Annotated in this window: 17 protein-coding genes and 1 pseudogene; 7 read left to right on the forward strand and 11 right to left on the reverse strand. The window is 72.3% G+C overall.

Annotated features, from left to right (window positions below):
- Positions 1–197 precede the first annotated feature (197 nt).
- Positions 198–893, reverse strand: coding sequence for a L,D-transpeptidase family protein (locus tag IE278_RS33850; RefSeq protein WP_189778002.1), 696 nt, complete (start codon positions 891–893; stop codon positions 198–200).
- Positions 894–1,150: 257 nt separating this feature from the next.
- Between IE278_RS33850 and IE278_RS33855 the strand changes: the two genes are divergently transcribed.
- Together IE278_RS33855 and IE278_RS33860 are read left to right on the forward strand one after the other, a co-directional pair.
- Positions 1,151–2,551: a pyridoxal phosphate-dependent decarboxylase family protein gene (locus tag IE278_RS33855; RefSeq protein ID WP_189778003.1), complete on the forward strand. Its 1,401-nt coding sequence runs from the start codon at positions 1,151–1,153 to the stop codon at positions 2,549–2,551.
- A 140-nt stretch (positions 2,552–2,691) separates the two neighbouring features.
- A complete protein-coding gene (locus tag IE278_RS33860; protein WP_189778004.1) occupies positions 2,692–3,669 on the forward strand; it encodes an SGNH/GDSL hydrolase family protein in 978 nt (325 codons plus the stop codon).
- Positions 3,670–3,671: 2 nt separating this feature from the next.
- Here the strand turns inward: IE278_RS33860 and IE278_RS33865 are convergent, their stop codons facing one another.
- Genes IE278_RS33865 through IE278_RS33890 form a run of 6 tightly spaced genes read right to left on the reverse strand, consistent with a single transcriptional unit; the run spans position 3,672 to position 11,596 of the window.
- Positions 3,672–4,322, reverse strand: a complete 651-nt coding sequence (locus IE278_RS33865) for a TetR/AcrR family transcriptional regulator (protein WP_246571053.1) — start codon at positions 4,320–4,322, stop codon at positions 3,672–3,674.
- Positions 4,319–6,337: a CocE/NonD family hydrolase gene (locus tag IE278_RS33870; RefSeq protein WP_189778014.1), complete on the reverse strand. Its 2,019-nt coding sequence runs from the start codon at positions 6,335–6,337 to the stop codon at positions 4,319–4,321. The genes IE278_RS33865 and IE278_RS33870 overlap by 4 nt, the downstream gene beginning before the upstream one ends.
- 60 nt (positions 6,338–6,397) lie before the next feature.
- A complete protein-coding gene (locus IE278_RS33875) occupies positions 6,398–8,146 on the reverse strand; it encodes a dipeptide ABC transporter ATP-binding protein (protein WP_246571055.1) in 1,749 nt (582 codons plus the stop codon).
- Positions 8,146–9,057: an ABC transporter permease gene (locus IE278_RS33880; RefSeq protein ID WP_189778016.1), complete on the reverse strand. Its 912-nt coding sequence runs from the start codon at positions 9,055–9,057 to the stop codon at positions 8,146–8,148. Before IE278_RS33880 ends, IE278_RS33875 begins: the two co-directional genes overlap by 1 nt.
- Entirely contained in the window at positions 9,054–10,010 is a 957-nt protein-coding gene (locus tag IE278_RS33885) for an ABC transporter permease (protein ID WP_189778017.1), read from the reverse strand. The genes IE278_RS33880 and IE278_RS33885 overlap by 4 nt, the downstream gene beginning before the upstream one ends.
- A gap of 2 nt (positions 10,011–10,012) precedes the next feature.
- Positions 10,013–11,596, reverse strand: coding sequence for an ABC transporter substrate-binding protein (locus IE278_RS33890; protein WP_189778018.1), 1,584 nt, complete (start codon positions 11,594–11,596; stop codon positions 10,013–10,015).
- A gap of 319 nt (positions 11,597–11,915) precedes the next feature.
- Between IE278_RS33890 and IE278_RS33895 the strand changes: the two genes are divergently transcribed.
- A complete protein-coding gene (locus IE278_RS33895) occupies positions 11,916–13,688 on the forward strand; it encodes an ABC transporter ATP-binding protein (protein ID WP_189778019.1) in 1,773 nt (590 codons plus the stop codon).
- A 299-nt stretch (positions 13,689–13,987) separates the two neighbouring features.
- Here the strand turns inward: IE278_RS33895 and IE278_RS33900 are convergent, their stop codons facing one another.
- Positions 13,988–14,470 (reverse strand): VOC family protein, encoded by a 483-nt coding sequence (locus tag IE278_RS33900; RefSeq protein WP_189778020.1) that lies wholly within the window; start codon positions 14,468–14,470, stop codon positions 13,988–13,990.
- A gap of 175 nt (positions 14,471–14,645) precedes the next feature.
- Between IE278_RS33900 and IE278_RS33905 the strand changes: the two genes are divergently transcribed.
- A complete protein-coding gene (locus tag IE278_RS33905) occupies positions 14,646–15,854 on the forward strand; it encodes an epoxide hydrolase family protein (RefSeq protein WP_189778022.1) in 1,209 nt (402 codons plus the stop codon).
- Positions 15,855–16,025: 171 nt separating this feature from the next.
- A complete protein-coding gene (locus IE278_RS33910; protein ID WP_189778030.1) occupies positions 16,026–17,480 on the forward strand; it encodes an FG-GAP-like repeat-containing protein in 1,455 nt (484 codons plus the stop codon).
- Between the two features lie 15 nt (positions 17,481–17,495).
- Here IE278_RS33910 and IE278_RS33915 read toward each other — a convergent pair whose 3' ends face one another.
- Positions 17,496–18,761 (reverse strand): DUF6777 domain-containing protein, encoded by a 1,266-nt coding sequence (locus IE278_RS33915; protein ID WP_246571058.1) that lies wholly within the window; start codon positions 18,759–18,761, stop codon positions 17,496–17,498.
- 209 nt (positions 18,762–18,970) lie between these two features.
- Here IE278_RS33915 and IE278_RS33920 point away from each other — a divergent pair, with 209 nt between their 5' ends.
- On the forward strand, positions 18,971–20,245 hold the full coding sequence (locus IE278_RS33920) for a streptophobe family protein (RefSeq protein ID WP_189778032.1): 1,275 nt from the start codon (positions 18,971–18,973) through the stop codon (positions 20,243–20,245).
- A 30-nt stretch (positions 20,246–20,275) separates the two neighbouring features.
- Entirely contained in the window at positions 20,276–20,920 is a 645-nt protein-coding gene (locus IE278_RS33925) for a class I SAM-dependent DNA methyltransferase (RefSeq protein WP_189778034.1), read from the forward strand.
- 65 nt (positions 20,921–20,985) lie between these two features.
- Here the strand turns inward: IE278_RS33925 and IE278_RS33930 are convergent, their stop codons facing one another.
- Together IE278_RS33930 and IE278_RS33935 are read right to left on the reverse strand one after the other, a co-directional pair.
- Positions 20,986–21,939 (reverse strand): serine/threonine-protein kinase, encoded by a 954-nt coding sequence (locus IE278_RS33930; RefSeq protein ID WP_189778035.1) that lies wholly within the window; start codon positions 21,937–21,939, stop codon positions 20,986–20,988.
- Positions 21,939–22,239 (reverse strand): annotated as a pseudogene (locus IE278_RS33935) (hypothetical protein); the annotation flags it as partial. The gene IE278_RS33930 and the pseudogene IE278_RS33935, both read right to left, overlap by 1 nt.

Raw genomic sequence — 22,239 nt, forward strand, 5'->3', positions numbered from 1 at the left:
GCCTTCCGGGACGTCGTCCCGACCCGGACAGGACGCCTGCCTCTGCTCCGGACGGACCCGGCGCCGCACCATGAGAGGTGTCGTGAACGTGCTGTTCTGACGCTCCGGCCATTTCCAAGGGGGGAGTCCGCGTCCCGCCCCGCCGCACCGGTGGGGCGGGACGCGGGCGTTCACCCGTGTCGCGCGGGCGGTGCTTCTCAGGTGCCGGGCTTGCGGCCGTACACGTAGACGTCGTCGTTCTTCTTCAGGAGCGACCAGTACTTCTTGGCGGTCGTCTTCGTCATGTTGACGCAGCCGTGCGAGCCGGGCGGGTTCCACATGCTCACGCCGACCGAGTGGAAGGCCTGGCCGCCGTCGAAGAACTGGCTGTAGGGCATGGGCACGTCGTAGATGGACGAGACGTGGTCGATGTTCCGCCAGTAGATCTTCTTGAGGCCCGTACGGGTCTCGTACCCGTTGCGGCCCGTGCGCACCGGCACCGGCCCGTACACGAGGGTCTTGCCGTCCTGGATCCAGCTGAGCTGGAGCGTCAGGTTCACACAGGCGATACGGCCCTTGTTGACCGGGCATTTGCCGTCTTTGTTGGGGTTCGTCCCGACGGCCTTCTGCTTGGTCATCAGGTTCATCACGCCCCAGGTGACGGAGCCGGCGTAGCCGATGTTCGGGGTGATGCCGTGCTTGGTCTGGAAGGCCTTGATCGCCTTGCAGTCGGCGGTGGACTGCTTGCCGTCGACCGGCCGGCCGAGGAACTTCTCCACCTGCTTCTGATACGGGCCGCTCGACGTGGTGCAGCTCGCCGCCTGCGCGGGCCCCGCGCCCAGTGCGACGGTGAGCGGCACCACCATTGCGGTGATTCCCAGTGCGACGGCTGCCCGTCTGCGCATGTCCCCCATGATCAGGCCTTTCCTCTTCGATCCGGTCGATCCCTGTTAGCTGGACACGCGCCGGGGGGAATCGGTTGTGGTGCCGGACCGGCTGGAACGAAACGGTGACATGATCTTGAACCAGGTCATTCGGCACACGAGCGGTTCCCCCGTCCCGGGGTGGGGCCGGTTTCCCGGTTCCGGGGTGGGGCCGGTTTCCCGTGAGGGGGCCAGTTCTCCGCGATTGGCCCCTGCTCGACCCTCGGCTGCCCGCCTACGCTGCCGCCATGCATCCCGCACTCGCCGACGATCTCTCCCGGCTCCCCGAACTGCTCCGGTCCGCTCGTGACTTCGCCGCCCGCGAGGTGTCGGAGATCGAGGCACGGCCCGTCGTCCAGCAGGGGAAGGCGCCGGATCCGCGGCCGCTGCCGGCCGAGGGCGCGGGCGCGGAGGGCGCCCTCGCCCGGTTCGCCGAGCGGTGGGCGCCCGGCTTCGCCGCCACCGCGGGCCCCCGCTATCTCGGCTTCGTCACTGGTGGCGCCACTCCGGCCGCGGTCACCGGGGACTGGCTGACCAGCGCCTACGACCAGAACGCCGCCGGCGGGGACGGTTCCTCGGCGGCGGCGCTGGAGCGGGAGACGCTGGGCTGGCTGCGGGAGCTGTTCGGCCTGGGCGACGCGCACAGCGGCGCCTTCGTGACGGGCGCGACCATGTCGAACACGGTCGGGCTGGCCCTGGCCCGCGAATGGCTGGGCGACCGGCTGGGGGTCCGCGTCTCCGAGGCGGGCGCCGCCGCGCTCGGCCCGGTCGACGTGCTCTCCGGCAGCCCGCACTCCAGCATCCCCAAGGCCCTCTCCGTCCTGGGCATCGGCCGCGACCGGCTGCGTACGGTGCCGGTGCTGCCCGGCGGCCGGGAGGCCGTCGACGTGGCACGGCTGGCGGAGGCGCTCGAAGCGCTGGACGGGCGCCCGGCCGTGGTCGTGGCCAACGCGGGCACGGTGAACACGGTCGACTTCGACGATCTGCGGGCGATCGCGGAGCTCAAGGAGCGGTACGGCTTCTGGCTGCACGTGGACGCCGCCTTCGGCGGGTTCGCGGCGCTGTCCCCCGAACACGCGCACCTCACCGCCGGCATCGACGCCGCCGACTCGGTCTGCGTCGATCTGCACAAGTGGCTCAACGTCCCGTACGACGCGGCCGTGCAGTTCACCCGCCACCAGGAACTGCAGGTGCGGGTCTTCCACAACGCGTCGCCGTACCTCGGACTGCCCACCGGCGAAACCGACTTCGTGCATCTCACGCCCGAGAACTCACGCCGGCTGCGCGCGCTTCCGGCCTGGTTCTCGCTCACCGCGTACGGCCGTGCGGGGCATCGCGAGATCGTCGAGCGGAACGTGGCCGAGGCCCGGCGGCTCGGCGAGGGGATCGCGGCCGTACCGGGGCTGCGGCTGCTCGCACCGGTCCGGCTGAACGTCGTCTGCTTCACCCTCACCGGGTCCACCACCAGGGAGCGCGTGCACGCGCTGGGCCGGGCGGTAGCCGAGTCGGGCGAGGCGTTCCTGACACCGACCTTCCTGGACGGGACGCACGCGCTGCGGGCCGCGTTCAGCAACTGGCGGACGTCCGGAGCCGATACGGACCGGGTACTCGCGGCCGTGACCCGGGCGGCGGCTCAACTGGCTTCCTGAACAACCGAGTTACGAACCCCGCCACGAGCCGAGTCGCGGCAGGTTTCGGCTCGGCCTGTTGCCTGCCGGGCCTCTTCCCCCTTGCGGGCCACTGTGCTTGTCTGGGGGCCGTTTTCGGTGGCTGGGGCGGGAGTTGCCGCATGAGCAGGCCGTGGATCGCGGGAGTGCTGACGGGGTTGCTGCTGCTCACCGCGTGCGGGGATCCCTCGTCGGGACCCGAGACCGCGTCCACGCCCTCGTCGCCCGCGACCACCTCGACCACGCATCAGCGCCCCGCCGCCACACCCGGGGTCAGCGGCACGCCGGGGGCGAGTGCCACGCCCGGGGCGAGCGCCGGAGCTAGGACGGACGCGTCCGCCGGGCGTTCCGGGCCCCGCCCCACCGTCCTCTACCTCGGCGACTCCCTCGCCATGGAGAACCAGAAGGTCCTCGGCGGACTCCTGCGGGACGAGGAGAGGGCGCGCTACACCAGCGCCCCCTACTCCGGCACCACTCTGTGCGACTACCTGGAGGGCACCGGCGAGGATTCCCTCGTCCCGCCGAAGGACAAGGCCGCCGCCCTGGTACGCCGGCTGCGGCCGGACTTCGTGGTGCTCCAGTTCTGGGGCAACGCCTGGGGTTACACGCCCTGTATGGACGGCATCACGTACGACAAGCAGCGGGACAAGTACTTCGCGCGCTACACCGCCGACGCCGGGCGGCTGACGGACCAGATCGCGGGCGCCTCGGCCGGGGCGAGGATCGTCTGGGTGCTGCAGGGACCCGACCCGATCACTCCCGACCGGGTCCGGCGCGTCAACGCGGTGTACGAACGGCAGGCGCGGGCTTCCGGCGATCTGCTCGCGGACGCCGGGAAAACCGTGAGCGCGGCCTCGGCGCGCTACACCTGGACCCAGTACCTGCCGTGCACCGCGTACGAGCGCGAGCACGGCCCGTACTGCACACAGCCGGGCAGTGGCCGCACCGCGCTGCACCGCGACGACGACTACCTGCACTTCTGCCTGGCACCCACCACCTCGACGCCCAAGCCCTGTCCCGTCCGCTCCCCCGGCATCCTGCGCATCACCCGCGCGATCAGCCGGACGATCGGCCGGGCCGTGGCACCGGCGGCGGACTGAACTCAGCGTCCGCCGGTCGCCAGCTCCGTCTCCACCAGCCGGTACATGTGCCGACGCGCGTCCTCCGTGCTCAGCGGCGGCGCCTGCCGCAGCCGTTGCAGGGCGAGGCCGTCCGAGAGCGCGGCGAAGCGGACGGTGAACCCGGCCGGGTCGGCGCAGACGAACTCGCCGTCGGCGACGCCCCGTTCGACCAGTGCGCGGATCTGGCCGTGCCAGTCCTCGTACCGTTTGGCCTGGCCGCCGGCGAAGGCCTGTTCGGGGTCCTGGTCGCGGTCGCCGGCGCTCCAGTAGTCGAACCACATCCGCCAGTGCCGGTCGGTGTCCTCCGTGAAGAGCGCGTCGATGAGCAGGCGCAGCGCCTCGGCGCCGCCGGCCGCTTCCTCCGCGGCCTCGTTCAGTGCCGCGTAGTAGCGCTCGATGTTCAGCACCATGGCCTCGGAGAGGATCTCCTGGACGCTGCCGAAGTGGTAGGTGACCGTGCCGACGGACACCCCGGCCGCGGCGGCGACATCACGCACGCCCACGGACGCGTAGCCGCGCTCGGCGATGAGCGGGACGGCCGCCTCCACGATGAGCCGGCGGCGGACCTCGGTGGGCTGGCGCGTGCGGTCGGCCGCGGCGACCGCACGGCGGGGCGTCTTCGCGGCCGTCACGCGGACGTCCTCGGGGTGGTGCGGTGCCATACGCGCTTGACCACTGTCTCTCCGTCCGCCCGTGCTTCCAACCGGCTGTCCATGATGAACTCCGTGGCCGTGGCCCGCAGCTCCGTACGCGTGATGATCTCAGCGTCCCAGTCGTCGCCGCGCCGCAGCCGGATCGCCCACTCGGAGACCGCCCGCGCGGACAGCGGGTCATCGGAGCGGATCCGGTACGTCTCGCGGGCGCTCTCGTCGTAGCGCAGCCCGTCGGGGTAGACCCGTGAGCCGCCGTAGTTGGGGTCGACCTCCAGAGTCCACTCCCCCTTGGCCACATCGTGCGTGACGAGCCGCTCCGGTCCCGGATCAGCGGCCGCCTCGTGCTCGACGGCCAGCGGCACGGCCTGCTCGGGCTCCTCGAACCGGATGGGCGCGCGGCCCTCGTCGGACGCGGGGTCCCGCACGGGCAGGAGTACGGCACTCTCGGCGGGCAGCACGGTCAGCCCGCCGCGCTCGCCGTGCGGCCACACCCAGGGCCAGTAGGTGTCGGAGACGGCGACCCGGACGCGGTGTCCTGGCGGAAAGGCGTACCCGACCCCATTGAGCTCGAACTCCACCGTCTCGTACGTCCCCGGGTTCCACTCCACGGCCCGGTCGCGCCCGTGCCGGCTGAGCAGATTGAGCACCCCGCGGCTGACGAGCGTGGACGAGCCGTCGGGGGCGACGTCGCAGATCCGGGCGATGACGTGGGCGCGGGGCGTGGCACTGTCGAGTCGTATCCGGACGCGAGGCCGCCCCAGGATCTCCACCCTCGCCTGCAGCGGCTCGGAGTCGAAGAGAGTTGAACGGCCGTCCTCCTCGCGCTGGTCGGGCGGCAGGTCGCTCGCGTTGCCGAAGGGGAAGAAGCGGCCGGCGTCGAGACCGGTGTGGTGGGGCGAGCGTACGAGGACGGGGGCGGCGCCGTTCCGACCGAGGGGCCGCTCGTCCCAACTGGTCGCTGCGGACGGCCAGTCGGCCTCACCCACCCACCGGCCTGGCATCACATCGTACGAAGTGGCGGGCGGGACGGGGTCGTTGAGCCAGGCGCGCAGCAGCGGCTCGCGCATGATGCCGGTGTCCTCGTCCTTGAGGTGCTGGTCCCACCAGCGGAGGGTCTCCTGGAGGAACCCGATCGCGGGCCCCGGCGGCAGCCCACGGTCCGGGTACTGGTGCGACCAGGGCCCGACGATCCCCCGTACGCGGTCCTCGGGGAGGTGTTCCACGAGTCGCAGCACGGTGTCGCGGTAGGGGTCGTTCCAGCCGCCGACGGCGAGGACCGCCGCGTCGATCGCCGAGTGGTCCTCGCAGACGCTGCCGTGCTTCCAGTAGTCGTCGCGCCGCTGGTGGGCCAGCCAGGTGTGCAGGAAGGGTTCGAGGGATTCGAGGCGCTCGCGCCACATCGACAGCCAGCGGTCCTCGCCCACGCTCGTCGGGTCCGGCGGGCGGGAGGCGAACGCGAGCATCGTGCCCGCCCAGGCGAGCATGTCGACGCCGAGGACGGCACCGCCCATGTAGTGCACGTCGTTGTCGTAGCGGTCGTCCGTCGAGCAGACGGTGACGATCGCCTTCAGCGGGGCGGGGGCGAGGGCGGCGATCTGGAGGGCGTTGAAACCGCCCCAGGAGATGCCGAACATGCCCACCTTGCCGGTGCACCACGGCTGCTCGGCCAGCCAGTTGACGACGTCGACGCCGTCCGCGAGTTCCTGGGCGTCGTACTCGTCGCCGGGGATGCCCTCGCTGTCTCCGTGGCCTCGGATGTCGACGCGGACGGAGGCGTAGCCGTGGCCGGCGTACCAGGGGTGGCGCTGGGCGTCCCGGGGGGCCGTCCAGTCGGTCTTGCGGTAGGGGAGGTATTCGAGGAGGGCGGGGACGGGGGTGGTGTCCGCGTCCGTGGGGCGCCAGATGCGGGCGTGGAGGTGGGTGCGGCCGTCGCGGGTGGGGATCCAGACGTCCTGGACCATGACCTGCCGGTCGAAGTGCGTACGGTATTGCAACTGCTCGGCTCCTTGCTGCTCGGGCGGGGGTGGGGGTGAGTGGGGGCGAGGAAGGGCTCCTCAGCCCGCCGCCCGCCACCTCCGTACGCGATGCCCCCCGCCGGGGGCGACCCACAGGTCACCGCCCTCCGCCGCGTCCACCCACCCCGGCGCCGGCGCCACCACGATCCGCGCCCCCGGATCGGGCTCAAGCACCGCAGCCATCAGCTGACGCGTGTACGGATGCCCCGGCGCCGAGAACACCGCGTCCGTCGGCCCCTCCTCCACCACCACCCCCCGCCACAGCACGACCACCCGATCCGCGATCCCCCGCACCACGGCGAGGTCGTGGCTGATGAACAAGCAGGCGAGTTCCCGTTCGCGGCGCAGGTCGTCGAGCAGGCGCAGGACGTCGGCCTGTACGGACACGTCGAGGGCCGTCGTGATCTCGTCCGCGACGAGTACGTCCGGCTCGCCGGCGAGCGCCCGCGCGATCCCGATCCGCTGCCGCTGCCCGCCGGACAGCTGCGCGGGAAGCCGTTCGGCGAGCGCGGGGTCGAGGCGCACGTCGGAGATGAGCTGCCGGGCCCGCGCGGCGGTCGCGGCCCGCGAGTCGGTCGTGCCGAAGAACCGCAGCGGCCGCCGCACGGCGTCGCCGACGGACCGGCGCGGGTTGAGGGACGTGTCGGCGTTCTGGAAGACGAGCTGGACCCGCCGCCGCAACGCCGACGGCCGCTTCCCGGCGGGCCGGGCGAGGTCACCCGCCCCGGGATCCCCGTCGTGGCCCGGCCCGTGGGTCATGGTCCCGCCGGACGGCGTACGCAGCCCCGCCAGCGCCCAGGCGAGCGTCGACTTCCCGCTGCCCGACTCCCCCACGAGCGCGAGGACTTCACCGCGCCGGACATCGAAGGAGACTCCGTCCACGGCACGGCTGGACCCGTAGTCGATGGTGACGTCCCGCACGGACACGGCGACGGGGGCCTCCTCGGGGATCACGGCCTTCGGCCGCACCTCCCGCCCGCCCGTTTCGCCGACCCGCGCGAGCCCTTCGTCGTCGAGGCGCGGCACGCTCGCCAACAGGCGTCCGGTGTACGGGTCCTGGGGCGCCGCGAAGAGCCGGCCCGTCGGCGCCGCCTCCACGATCCGGCCGGACCGGAGCACGGCCACCTCGTCGGCCATGTGCGCGACGACTCCGAGGTCGTGGCTCACCAGAACTGCGGACAGGCCGAGTTCGTCGCGCAGCGCGCCGATCAGGTCGAGGACACCGCGCTGGGTGACGACGTCGAGTCCGGTCGTCGGTTCGTCGAGGACGAGGACCTTGGGGCGGGCGGCGATGGCCATGGCGATGGCGACGCGCTGCTGCTGGCCGCCGGAGAGTTCGTGCGGGTAGCGGCGGGCGAGTTCGGCGGGGCGGGGCAGCCGGACCTGTTCGAGGAGGTCCACGACCGGTATGTCACCGCCCGCCTCCTTGATCTGGCGTCCGATGCGCATGGAGGGCGTCAGGGCGTGGCCGGCGTTCTGCGCGACCATGGCGACCGTGCCGCCCCGAAGACGTCGCAACTCCCGTGCGGGCAGGGCGAAGACGTCGGCCCCGTCCACCCGTACCGAGCCGCCCGTCACCCGCGAGCCGTGCCGCAGATGTCCGAGCAGTGTCGCGGCCACGGTCGACTTGCCGCTGCCCGACTCGCCGACCAGGGCGAGGGTCTGGCCCGGCAGCACCTCCAGGGACACCTCACGCACCACGGGCACGTCACGGCCGCCCGAACGGTAGGCCACGCAGAGGGAGTCCACGGACACGGGCGATGTCACCGATACGACGGCGGCGGTCATCAGGACCCCTCCCTGATGCGGTCGACGCCCCATGCCTTGGAGAGGCCGTCGGCCGCGAGGTTGAGCCCGACCACGAGTGTGGCCAGGGCGATGATCGGTGCGAGGCTCGCCATCGGGACGACGGTGATGGCGGTGCGGTTCTCGGCCACCATCAGGCCCCAGTCGGGCGTCGGCGGGTCGGCGCCGAAGCCGAGGAAGGACAGTGAGGAGATCAGCAGTACGACCCAGGAGGCCCGCATGGCGAACTCGACGCACACCACGTCGGTGATGTTCGGCAGGATCTCGCGGCGCAGGATCGCCCAGGTGCCCTCGCCCCTGGCCCGCGCCGCGGTCACGTAGTCGGCGGGCGCCACGGCCAGCGCGGCGCCGCGGACGACTCGTACGACCTGGGGCACGTACACGACCGCGATGGCGAGGACGATGACCGACGGGCCCGTGCCCAGTGCGGTGACGACGACCAGCAGGGCGAGCACCGACGGGATGGAGAGCACCGCGTCGAGCACCCGGCCCAGCACGTCGTCGAACCAGCCGCCCCGCAGGGCCGCCGCGCAGCCGACGACCGTGCCGATCAGCAGGGTGATCAGGGTCGCGGCGACGGAGACGCCGATCGCGTACCGGCCGCCGTACAGGACACGGGCCAGGACGTCACGGCCGTACTGGTCCGTGCCCGCCCAGTGGCTCCAGCTGGGGCCGAGCAGCGCCTGGTCGGCGTTGTTGGCGATCGGGTCGTAGGTGGTGAGGAGCGGGGCGAGCAGGGCGATCAGGACGTGGACCGCGACGATCGCGAGGCCGACGGCCGCCGCTCGGGAGGAGCGCACGGTGCGCCAGGCGCGGGCCGTCGCGGACGGGGGTGCGGCGGGGGCCTCGGGTGCGTCCCCCGGGGTGCCCGGTGGGGTGTCGAGCGTGGTCATCGGGTCCTCCCGCGCGTACGGAGCTTGGGGTTGAGGGCCATGGCGCCGAGGTCGGCGGCCAGGTTGCAGACGACGTACACGACCGCGCTGATCAGGGCGATGGCCTGGATGACGGGCAGGTCCCGGTTCTGGACGGAGGCGAGCATCAGCTTTCCGATGCCGGGGTAGTTGAAGACGTTCTCGACGACGGCGACCCCGCCCGCGAGCCAGGCCACGTTCAGGGCGATGACGTGCAGGGTCGGCAGGAGGGCGCTCGGCAGTGCGTGCCGGGTGACGACCCGCCAGCCCGACAGGCCCTTGAGGCGGGCCGTGGTGACGTACTCGCTCGCCATGACGTCGATGACGGAGGTACGGGCCATCCGGACGATGTACGCGGCCATCACGATCGCGAGGGCGAGGGCGGGCAGCCATACGGCGGGCATGAGCCGGCCGACGCTCGCCTCGGGGCCGTACAGGACGACCGCGGGGAACCAGGGCAGGGCGACCGAGAAGACGAGTACGAGCACGGTGGCGACGACGAACTCGGGGACGCTCATCCCGACCAGGCTGACCGTGGAGATGAGGTGGTCGGGCCAGCGGTCGCGGTACAGGCCGGCGAGGATACCGAGGACGATCGAGCCGGTGACGGCGAACAGGACCGTCACCAGGGCGATGAGCGCGGAGTTGCCGAGGTACATGCCCACCTCGCCGCCGACCGCCTTGCCGGAGACGAGGGAGGACCCGAAGTCGCCCTGCACGGCGCCGCCGATCCAGTCGGCGTACCGCTCCCAGGCCGGCTGGTCGAGTCGCAGTTTCTCGCGGAGCGCGGCGACCGCGTCCGGGGTGGCGTCCTTGCCGAGGACCTGGGTGGCGACGTCGCCGGGCAGGGCCTGGACGGCGAGGAAGACCAGGACGGAGGACAGGACGAGGGTGCCGAGGGCGGCGAGGACGCGGCGGGCGATGAAGGAGAGCATGGTCAGGCTCCCTTCAGGCCGATGCCGAGGTAGTCGAACTCGAAGCCGTGCTCGGCGTAGCCGCGTACCTTCCGCGAGATGCCGACGAGCCGGTCGGCGAACATCGGGGTCATCGCGCCGCCCTTCTCGACGACGAACGTCTGCGCCTCGCCGTACAGTTCGCGCCGCCGCTCGTCGTCGGTCTCCTGCCGGGCCCGGTCGAGCAGGGCGTCGAACGCCTTGTCCGACCACGCGGTCTCGTTGTAGGAGGAGCCGCCGCGGAAGACCTGCGTGAACAGCTGGTCGACGGGTCTGCCGGTGTACCAGTAGGTGGCCATGAGCGGCTTCTTCATCCAGATCTGCGTGTAGTACGAGTCCGCCGACGCCGTCTTCACCCGGACGCGGATCCCGGCCCGCCTGGCCGAGTCCTGGTAGGCGAGGGCCATGGGCGTGAAGACCGGGTCGTAGGAGGAGGTGTAGAGGTCGACCGTCAGGCCCTCGTGGCCCGCCTTCTTCAGGAGGTGCCTGGCCTGTTCCGGGTCGTGCTCCGGGTGGGCGGCGAGGTGGGCGGGGTCGCTCGGCGGGACGGGGTTGTCCCAGCCGGGTGTGCCCGCGCCCTGGAGGGCGACCTTCACGACGTGCTCGGGGTCGTAGGCCAGTTTCATGGCCTGCCGGACGCGTACGTCGGTGAAGGGTCTCTCCGTGGTGAGCATCGGCAGCACGTACCACTGGGCGTTCTCGACGCGGGCGATCGTCGCGCGGTCGGAGGCGGCGACGACCCGGGCGGTCGCGAAGTCCAGGTTGGTCTGCGAGAGGAGGTCGACCTGGCCCGCGAGCAGCGCGTTCGAGCGGGCCGACATGTCGGCGACGGAGTAGAAGTCGATGGCGTCCAGGACCGGGCGGCCCGCCCAGTGGTCCGTGAACGCGGTGATCCGGCCGGGTCCGGCGGGTGCGAAGGACTCCAGTCTGAAGGGGCCTGTGCCGATGCCGGTGCGGCCGATGCCACGGGCGCTGCCGTCGGGGATGACGTAACAGTTGTAGTGCGTCAGCAGGCTCGGGAACTCGGCGTTCGGGGTCTTGAGCGGCACGACCAGCGTGTGGGCGTCGGGAGTGCGCAGCTTCGCCGGGTCGATGAGCGGGGCGAGGACGGCGGCCTGCGGGGACGCCGTGTCCTTGGCGAGGATGTGGCGCAGGGTGTACGCGGCGTCGGCGGAGGTGAGTTCACGGCCGTCGTGGAAGCTGACGCCCTTGCGGATGCGGAAGGTCCAGGTACGGGCCTTGGCGTCCGGTTCCCACGACTCGGCGAGGTCGGGCGCCAGATCGCCGTCCGCGCCGATACGGACCAGCCGGTTGTAGAGGGCGCCCAGGTATTCGTACGCGGACAGGGCGCTCGCCGGGTCCAACGTCTCGGCCTCGGAGGCGGGCGGCCTGGCTATGCGGAGCGTTCCGCCGCGATCGGGGGTGCCCTGCTTCGCCCCCTCGGGCAGAGCGGGGGCGGCCGAGGCGCCCGTGCAGCCGGTGAGCAGCCAGGACGCACCGAGCGACGCGCTGCCCGCGGCTGCCGCGGCAAGGACGGAGCGCCGTCCGGGGCGATGGATGTCGGGCATGGACCGACCGTCCCTCTCGCTAGGCGTTCGCTATTCGTTCAGCGGAACGATTGAGTGAAGTGCGTGAACGATAACCAGCCGGCAGGGGTCCGCCAACCCTCGGAGCGCGGAAATTTACGTCGGAAACCGAGCCGTTACGTGGCGCGGGAGGACCGGAGGGGGCCGTGTCCCGACGAGGACAGGTGATCGGGGAGCGGCGGGTGTAGGTGATCGAGGGATGGGGAGAAAGCGCTTGCCCCATCGCTTGCATCATCTGTTCACGACTGGCATCTGTTCACGACTGGCACCTGTTCACGACTCCCTGGGAGGGACGGCCGGTATGGCCTCGTGGGAGAAACCGCTCGACCACCGCTACCGCGGCGAGCACCCGATCCGCACCCTCGTCTATCTGTTCCGGGCCGACCGGTGGAAGCTCGCCGCCGCCTTCGTCGTCTTCACCGTCAAGCACAGCCCGGTCTGGCTGCTGCCCCTGATCACCGCGACCATCATCGACACGGTCGTACGGCACGGGCCGATCGGTGACCTCTGGCTCAGCGCCGGGGTCATCCTCGCGATCCTGGTCGTCAACATGCCGCTGCACCTGCTGTACGTGCGGCTGCTGTACGGCAGCGTGCGCCGCATGGGCACGGCACTGCGGTCGGCGCTGTGCACGCGCATGCAGCACCTCTCCATCGGCTATCACTCACGCGTCAGCGCGGGCGTTCTCCAGGCGAAGGTCGTCCGCGATGTGGAGACGGTCGAGCAGATGGTGCAGCAGACCGCCGAGACCGGGCTCGGCGCGGTCACCGTACTCACCGGCGGGCTGGTCATCATCGCCGTGCGCACACCCGAGTTCGTCCCCGTGTTCCTGTGCGTGGTGCCCGTCGCGGCGCTGCTGGTGGCGCGGCTGCGGGGCCGACTGCGTGTCCACAACGAGGACTTCCGGCACGAGGTCGAGCAACTGTCCTCGCGGGTGACCGAAATGACACGGCTCATCTCCGTCACACGGGCGCACGGCCTGGAGGGCAAGGCCCTGCGGCGGATGGACGGCACGCTGCACAAGGTCCTCACCTCGGGGCTGCGGCTCGACCTCCTCAACGGCCGCTTCGCCTCGCTGGCCTGGGTGTTCCTCAACATGATCGGGGTCGTCTTCCTCACCGCGGCGGCGCTGGTCGCGTACTACGGTGTGTGGGCCGTCTCCCCCGGTGACGTCGTCATGCTCAGCGCGTTCCTCACCACGCTCACCAACTCCACGACCACGCTGGCCGGGCTGACTCCGGTCATCACCAAGGGCCTGGAGTCCGTACGGTCCGTCGGCGAGGTCCTGCAAGCCCCCGAACTGGAGGACAACGAGGGCAGGGCGCGGCTCGAATCGCTGCGCGGGGCGGTCGAGTTCGACGGCGTGGGATACGCGTACGAGGACGCCGACCGGCCCGCCGTACGGGACTTCAGCCTCTCCGTCGCACCGGGCGAGACGATCGCGCTCGTCGGTGCGTCGGGCGCGGGCAAGTCCACGGTGCTCAGTCTCGTCATCGGGTTCATCCGGCCGACCTCGGGCCGGGTCCTGCTCGACGGGGCCGACATGAACACCCTGGACCTGCGGACCTACCGGCGCTTCGTGTCGGTGGTGCCGCAGGAGTCGATCCTCTTCGACGGAACCGTGCGGGAGAACGTCGCGTACGGCATGGACGACGCGGACGCCGACGAGGCGACCGTGCGCGCGGCGCTGCGGGACGCCAACGCGCTGGAGTTCGTGGACCGGCTGCCGCGCGGGCTCGACACCGTGGTGGGCGAGCACGGGGCGCGGCTGTCGGGCGGTCAGCGGCAGCGGCTCGCCATCGCGCGGGCCCTGATCCGCAATCCGCGCGTACTGATCCTCGACGAGGCGACGTCCGCGCTGGACACGCAGTCCGAGGCCTTGGTCCAGCAGGCTCTGGCGCGCCTGGTGCGCGGGCGCACCACCTTCGTGGTGGCGCACCGGCTGTCGACGATCCGGGGCGCCGACCGGATCGTGGTGATGGGGGACGGCGCGGTCCGGGAGATCGGCTCGCACGAGGAGCTGATGTCCCTGGCGGGCGCCTACACGGCACTGCACGGCGGCCTGCCGGCCTGAACGCGGGATGAGGCCGGCGAGGGGCCCGGCCATGGGGCGGCGACCGGTCCGCCCCATGACCGGGCCCGCAAGGGCCGCCCATGTCGGGCGGCCGCCGTCACGCCGGACGCACCGGACTGTGACCGCCACGCCGCACCCGCAGGACGACCACCTGGCCGAACGTGCCGAAAGCGGCCACCGCGCCGCACCCGTCGAAAGGCGGCCGTCGCGCCGGACGGCGGCCGTCGTGCCGGACGGCGGCCGTCGTGCGGTGGCGGGCTTCGCATACCTTGGCGGGCGCCGCCCCGCGGGCGGTCGGCTCACTCGCCGGCGTACGCCTTCTCCAGGGCGGCGAGGTCGAGCTTGTGCATCGTGAGCATCGCCGCCGTGGCGCGGGCCGCCTTCTCCTGGTCCGGGTCACTGATCATCTCGATCAGCCTGGTCGGCACCACCTGCCAGGAGAGGCCGAACCTGTCCTTCACCCAGCCGCAGGGGCCCTGCTCGCCGCCGCCCTCGGTGATCGCCTCCGAGTAGAAGTCGACCTCGGCCTGGTCCGCGCAGTCGATCTGGAAGGAGACGGCCTCGCTGAACTTGAACTCCGGTCCGCCGTTCAGGCCGACGAACTTCTGGCCGTTGGCCACGAAGTCGACCGTGACGACGGAACCGGCGGGCCCGGGACCGGCCTCCGTGGCACGGACGACCTTCCCGAGCTCGGAGTTCTTGAAGACCGAGACGTAGAAGTTCGCGGCCTCCTCGGCCTGGCCGTCGAACCAGAGACACGTGGTGAATCCGTCGGTGCTCATCGGTACCTCCAGGAGCGGGAACGCTGTCATCTGTATCGACCGGTCCTCGACGGGAAACTCATCGGTGGCGCGGGCGGAGATTCAGGACGGGTGACGCGGACGTAGTACGACAGGGCGGTGACCTCGGCTTTTATTCACCTGCCCCGGTCCGGCCACGGAACTAGCATGGCCCGCCATGACCTCCCCGCACGGTGACACCGTCCAGCCCTTCCGTATCGACGTCCCGCAGGCCGACCTCGACGATCTGCACACGCGCCTGGACCTCACGCGCTGGCCGGACGAGCTGCCGGGAGTGGGCTGGGCCTACGGGGTCCCGCGGACCTACCTCAAGGAGCTCGCGGAGTACTGGCGGCACTCCTACGACTGGCGCGCGGCGGAGGCCCGGCTCAACGAGTGGCCGCAGTTCACGACGGTCGTCGACGGGGCGGACCTGCACTTCGCCCACATCCGCTCGCCGGAACCCGGCGCCACCCCGCTGATCATCACCCACGGCTGGCCCGGCTCGATCGCCGAGTTCCTGGATGTGGTGGGCCCGTTGACCGATCCACGCGCCCATGGCGGCGATCCCGCCGACGCCTTCCATGTGGTGGTGCCGAGCATCCCCGGGTTCGGCCTGTCGGGGCCCACCCGCGACACCGGCTGGGAGTACCGCCGTATCGCCGCCGCGTTCGCCGTGCTCATGGACCGGCTCGGGTATCGGCGGTTCGGCGCGCAGGGCGGCGACTGGGGCGCGGCGATCTCCCGCGAGCTGGGCCGCGCCCACCCCGACCGGGTGATCGGCGTCCATCTGAACCTGCTGCCCGGCGCCCACACCACCACCGAGCCGACCTCCCAGGAGCTGGCGGAGCTGAGCCCCGGGGAACGCGAACGCGCCCTCGCCTCCTGGCGGCGCCACCAGGAGTGGACCCGCGAACGACAGGGTTACGCCGACATCCAGTCGACCCGGCCGCAGACCCTCGCCTACGGGCTGACGGACTCGCCCGTCGGCCAACTCGCGTGGATCGTCGAGAAGTTCAAGGAGTGGACGGACTCGGACACCTGCCCCGAGGACGCGGTCGACCGGGACCAGCTGCTCACGAACGTGATGCTGTACTGGCTCACGGGCACGGCCGGTTCGTCCGCGCGGGTCTACTACGAGCGCGCGCACGCCGCCGGCGAGAACGCGCTCGCCCAGCCGTCCAGCGCGCCGACCGCGCTCGCCGTCTTCCCCCGGGACAACTTCATTCCGCTGCGGCACCACGCGGAGCGCACGAACTCCCTCGTGCGCTGGACGGAGTTCGACCGGGGCGGGCATTTCGCGGCGATGGAGCAGCCGGACCTGCTCGTCGGGGACGTGCGGGCGTTCTTCCGCCAACTGCGGGGCGCCGGCGGCAGCGCGGCCTGATGTGCCGGGCGGACTCACCCCGCCCTCCGAGCGACGCGGTCGTGAACGGCGTCGGAATTCCCGTACAACCCTTTGGCCCCATGCGATGTCAAACAGGGCGCCGGACAAGGAACGGGCCCTTTCCGGACACCCCCGCGCTGCCCAGCCGTTCTTCCTGACAGGAGCCGACTCATGCGCAAGAACCGTTCCACAGCACTCGCCGCGGCATCATTTCTTCTGCTGGCGGGACTGGGCATCGCATCCGCGCCCTCCGCGTACGCGGGCACTCCCGGCGGTACGCGGGCCGCCGACCGCAACAGCGACTTCAACGGCGACGGGTACGAGGACGTGCTGGTGGGCGCCCCCGGCGCGACCGTCAGCGGCAAGAAGGGCGCGGGACTCGTGACCGTCCAGTACGGCTCGTCGAGGGGCATCGGGACGACCGGCGCCGCCCGCTTCAGCCAGTCCACCGCGGGCGTCGCGGGAGCGGCCGAGACGGGCGACGGCTTCGGCAAGGCGGTCGGCACGGGCGACCTGGACGGCGACGGGTACGACGACGCGGTCGTCGGCATCCCCGGCGAGGACCTCGGTACGGTCGCGGACGCGGGCGGGATCGCGATCCTCTGGGGCTCGAAGGCAGGCCTCTCGGGCGCGGCCAGCGACTGGCTGGAGACGCAGGAGCCCACCGCGGGCGAGCGGTTCGGCGCGGGCCTCGCCGCGGGGCACTTCACGAACGAGACGCCGGGCGACCTGCTGGCCGTCATCGACCACAACGGCCTGGAACTGTTCGCCTACGACGCCGCCGCGACCGGTTCGCTGGAGCGCCGCTCGTCCGCGCGGCTCTCCGCCCGGGCACAGGAGCGCCACATCCTGCCCACGTCACTGACCACGGGCGACTACGACAGGAACGGGTTCGCGGACCTCGTCGTCTCGGGCGTGACGGCCGGGGACGAGCCCGGGCACGGCTGGTCGACGTACCTGTCAGGGAACGCGGACGGGCTGACGTACGAGCGGGATGTGCGCGGCGGCCCGGTCTCCGCGTCCGGTGACATCGACAACGACGGCTACGACGACCTGGTGACCGGCGAGCCGAACTCCCCCGACGACGGCGGCGAGACCATGACGGGCGGTCTGGTCGGCGTGCGCTACGGCGGCGAGAACGGCCCCGGCGACGAGGTCCAGTGGTGGACGCAGGACTCCCCCGGCGTCCCCGGCACCGCCGAGCAAGGTGACGGCTGGGGCACGGACCTGTCCGTGGCGGACACGGACGGCGACGGGTACGCGGACGTGGCGATCGGTGCCGCGGGCGAGGACATCGGCACGGTCGCCGACGCGGGCGCGGTCTGGGTGCTGCGCGGCGCGTCCGACGGTCTGCGCGCGACGGGCGCACGCTCCTGGGACCAGAACTCCGCCGACGTGCCCGGTGTCCCCGAGAAGGGCGACAAGTGGGGCGGCCAGGTCCGGCTCACCGACCCGAACAAGGACGGCCGTTTCGGGCTGCTGGCCTCGGCGCCGGGCGAGAACGCGGGCGACGGATTCGTCTGGGTGCTGTCGGCCGGGACGGGTGGCATCACGGCCTCGGGTGCGTGGACGTACGGGGCCGAAACCCTCGGCGCGCCCCACGTGGGCGCCGCGATCGACGAGTAGCCCTCCCGGGGTTCCTCACAGTCCCGGAGAGGTCGCGGCCGACTCCGGGACGCTGTGACTCGCGGCCGACTCCGTCGTCGTACCGGACGTGTCGTCGGGCGACGGCTCGGAGGACTCCGGCGCCGGCGGTTCGGACGAGGGCGACTCGGACTCCTCGGCGGGCGACGAGGGCGTGGCCGGGGAGGTCGAGGGGGACGGGGAGTCCGACGAGGGCGACGGGGAACTCATGGACGGGGACGGCTGGTTCGCCGGCGGATCGGTCTTGCGGTCCTTGCCGCCGGTGTCGCCCTTGTGCCGGGTGAACCAGTCGCCGCTGTCCGGGTCGTAGATCACGAAGATGTCGACGACCTGGGTCGCGGGCGAGACGACCACGACGTCCGACGGCCGGTACGACGGCCAGGAGTCCCCGGTCCTCTTCGGTGTCGTCTTCAGCGCGACGGGCGGCAGCAGCGGGTTGCCGCAGGCGCAGCGCACCCGGGGAACACCGCGGTCGTCGACGAGGACCGCCGTGCCGGACTGAAGGACCGCCTGATAGCTCGTGGCCTTGCCGTCGCGGTAGCCGTGATTGGTGACGCGGGTGTCCATCCGGAGCTGTACGGGGGTGAGCGCGCGCAGGTACGCGGGCACCTCGGAGGGCTGGAGGTCCAGCACCGAGGCGAAGGCCCGCTTCTTGTCGGGAGCCCGGTCCAGGGCCGTGATCTGCTTCTCGACGTCGCAGCCGGCCACGTCACGGGTCCCGCCGTAGAGGCCGGGCGCCGCACCGTCCACACTCCGCGTGACGTTGGCCGACCCGGAGGTGTCCGAGGGCGAGGGCGTCACGGGTGCGGCGGAGCTGTCCCGGGCCGTCGACGCGGTGAACGGGTCGGGTCCCGGCTTGCCCGCCGCCTGGAGGAAGACCTCGCCGTCCGAGTCCGTGGCGGTGGTCGTGCCGTCGGGCCGGGTGAGGACCACGGCCAGGACGACGGCGACGACGACCGCGGCGGCGATGAGGGCGACCCGCGGCACCGACTTCCACCAGGGCTGTTCGGGCCCCTTGCCCGCGCCCGGTCCGGAGGATCCGGAGGGTCCGGAGGGTCCGGAGGGTCCGGACGGGCCGCTGCCCGACCCACCGCCCGCACCGCCTCCCGCGCCGGTTCCGGCGCCCCCGCCCGGTCCGCCGATCGACGAGCCCGTGGGGCGAGGTCCGTCGGACGGGGGTACGGGGTTCGGCCGGGTAGGCCCCGACAAGGGGCCGGAGGGCGGTCCTGTGGGGCGACCGGAGGACGGCGGTTCGACGCTCACGAAGCTCCTCTTCCCGGCGTGGCGGCACTGCGGCGCAGCGACCTAGCGGCGCCCTTGCGGCCCTGGGGCACCCCACAGGCTTTGCGCCGCTTTGTGGCCTTTGGTTCACCAACGAGCCCATTGTGTGCTCCGGTCCCGTACCGCCCGCAAGCCGACGCGGTCGGCCCTCCCGGCAGGCGCGCCGCCACCGGCCTGCTTAGCGTGGCAGCGTGAGCCTCCCTACAATCCCTGACCAGGCAGTCTCCCGGCACGGCTGGGTCCAGGCCCTGGTGACGGTCCTCGCCGGGCTGATCGCCATGCTCGTGGTCGCCGCGCTCGGACTGTGGGCGGCGGGGGCCGCCGACCTGCCCGACGGCGCGTTCCCGCGTGTCGTCGCCGCGACGGTGGTCACGGCGGTCGGCGGCTCGGTCAAGTTCGCCGGGAACGCCGGAGCGATCGCCGAGACCCGGGCGGGCCTGACCGTGCTCCCGCTCTCGGTGACGCTGACCGGAGCCCTGGTCGTCGCCGCCGGTTTCCTTCGGCCGCTGCGCCACAGGGCCGTCACGGGCGCGCCCGAACTGGCGGGCTGGGCCGGCCGCGTCGCCGTCCTGTGGCTGCTCGCCCTGACCGCACTCGCGCTGGCGGCCCGCCGGACCTTCGCGGTCTCCCTCGGCGAGGGCGGGCTCTCCGAACTCGGCGATCTGTTCGGCGCCTCGTCGCCACGGGTCGGGTTCGAGACCGATGTGCCGGTGACCCTGGCCTTCGGCCTCCTCTGGCTGGCCGGTGTCCTGGTCCTCGCGCTGCTCGTCTCGCCCGGGGCGCCGCTCCCGCCCCGGCTGCTGCGCTTCCAGGAGTCGGTGCGGCCGGCCGCGTACGCCATGGTCGTGCTGCTGCTCGCGTACGTCGCTCTGGGGGTTGTCGTCGCGCTGGTGGTGGCGGTGACCCGGGGGCATGCCGCCCAGACGCTCGCCGTGGTGCTCCTGGGGCTGCCGAACCTCGTCTGGCCCGTCTTCACGATCGGTCTGGGGGCGACCTGGGACGGCAGGGTCGAGGGACCGTTCGGGCTGCCGGTGCCGCAGGTGCTGGACCGTGTGCTGCGTACGCCGGATGTCTCGACCCTGAATCTGGGCACGCTGGCGGAGCAGGACAGCCGGGTGTGGTGGCTCGTGGTCGTCGACGCTGTGCTCCTGCTGGCCGTCGCCTTCCTGATGGCCTCGCGTTCACCGGCTCACATGCGGGCCTGGCGGCATGCCCTGCACATGGCCGTCGCCCTCGCGCTCACGGTCCTCGCCGTCTGTCTGCTCGGCCGGATCGACGCGCACTACGGGCTGTCGCTGTTCGGCATCGGGGACCTCGGCGGCCTGTCGGGCGAGCTCTTCCTCCGGCCGCGACTGTGGGCCGCGCTCGGTATCGCACTGCTCTGGGGCCTGGTCACCGGTTTCCTGGGCGCGCTGCTCGCCTCCCGGACGCGCCATCACGGCGAGTTGGAGAATCCGAAGGACTGAGGCCCGCGGGCCGTACTACCGTACGCGTCCATGATCGAGCCGGACTTCCTGCGCACCACCCGAACGGCCTACGACGCGATGGCCGCCCGTTACGCCGAGCTTTTCGCCGACGGTCTGGAGGACTTCCCGCTGGACCGGGCGATGCTCGGCGCGTTCGCCGCCTTCGTGCGCGCGGACGGCGGCGGTCCGGTGGCCGACCTCGGCTGCGGCCCGGGGCATGTGACCGCTCTGCTGGACTCGCTGGGCCTGGACGCGTCCGGCGTCGACCTGTCTCCGGAGATGATCGCCATCGCCCGTGCGGCCCGGCCGGACCTGCGGTTCGAGGTGGGCTCGATGACCGCGCTGGACCTCGCGGACGGCACGCTGTCCGGTGCGATGGCCCGTTACTCGATCATCCACACCCCGCCGGAGCAACTGCCGCGGATATGCGCGGAGTTCCACCGCGTACTGGCGCCGGGCGGTCATCTGCTGATCGCGTTCCAGGCCCATGACGACCCGTCGGAGCTCGCGGAGTCCTTCGACCACAAGGTGGCCCTCGCCTACCGCTGGTCCCCCGACGGCGTGGTCGCCCTGCTGACGGAAGCGGGCTTCACGGAGAAGGCCCGTCTCGTCAGGGCCCCCATGGCGGACGAACGCCCGTTCCCGCACGCCCACGTGCTGCTCACCAGGACCTGACAGCCCCGAAAGGGGCGCGGGGAACTGCGCGACCAGCCACGACGGACCCGCACCCGCCGAACCCCCTACAGTCTCCCGGCCTCGGGAAACACGGGCCGCGCCCACCCCGGCGGCGAGGGCGGAGCCCAGGGCGACTCGGGCTGGCCCACTGCCGCCGCCCGCAACGCGGCCACGAACGCGAGACACGACCCGTACCGGTCGTCGGGACTCTTGGCGAGAGCCTTCGCCAGGACGCCGTCGACGCCACGGGCGAGATCGGGCCGCTTCCCTGACACCGCCGGCGGCACGTCGTACTGGTGCGCCCACAGCAGCGCCATGTCGTCGTCGCGCTGGAAGGGCGGCCCGCCCGCCAGGGTCTCGTACACCACGCAGGCGAGGCTGTAGACGTCGCAGCGGCCGTCGACGGGGCGTCCGGAGATCTGCTCGGGCGCCACGTAGTCGAGCGTGCCGACGAACTGGCCGACGGTCGTGAAGCCGGTCAGGGACAGCGACTTCTTCGTGAGGCCGAAGTCGGTGAGGTAGACGTGCTCGGGGTGGTCGCTGTCCGTGCCCGCCGCGACCAGGATGTTGCCGGGCTTGACGTCCCGGTGGACCAGACCGTGGTCGTGGGCGGCGTCGAGCGCGGACGCCACCTGGACCGCGATGCGGGTGGCCACCGTGGCGGCCAACGGCCCCTCCTTGTCGAGGAGATGACGCAGATCGCGGCCCGCCACGTACCGCATGGCGATGTAGAGGACGCCGTCCGTCTCGCCCGCCTCGAAGACCGGCACGATGTGCGGGTGGTCGATCGCGGCGGCCACCCGCGACTCGTAGGTGAACCGCCTGCGGAACGTGTCGTTGCGGGCGAGTTCCGGGGCGAGCAGTTTCAGGGCGACCGTGCGGTCGAGGCGCAGGTCTTTGGCCCGGTAGACGACGGCCATGCCGCCCCGGCCGACCTCGCGCTCGATCCGGTAACCCGCGATCTGCTTGCCGATCAGCTCGGAGGGCCGTCCCGAGTGCGGACCCGTGTCGGGCGGCATCACCGGTCACCGGGACCGGGACTGTCATCGTCGCCGTCGCCGTCGCCGTCGCCGCCGCCGTCGCCATCGCCGTCGCCGTCGCCCGTGACGAGCCGGGTCGGGGCGTGCCGGACGTCTTCCCGCTCCTCCGGCGGCTCCGGTCCCACGCCCGGCACCACCTGCGTGGGCGCGTGGTCCCCCGCTGCGGGGACGAGAGGGGGAGGGGACGCGGCACCGGACGGGCCGTGGCGGGCCCCGCCGGTCACCTCGGGCGGGACGCCGGCGCCCGCCGGGCCCGAGGCCGCCGGGCCCGAGGCCGCC

This window comes from Streptomyces tauricus, from assembly GCF_014650955.1.
In the GTDB taxonomy this organism is placed as follows: domain Bacteria; phylum Actinomycetota; class Actinomycetes; order Streptomycetales; family Streptomycetaceae; genus Streptomyces; species Streptomyces tauricus.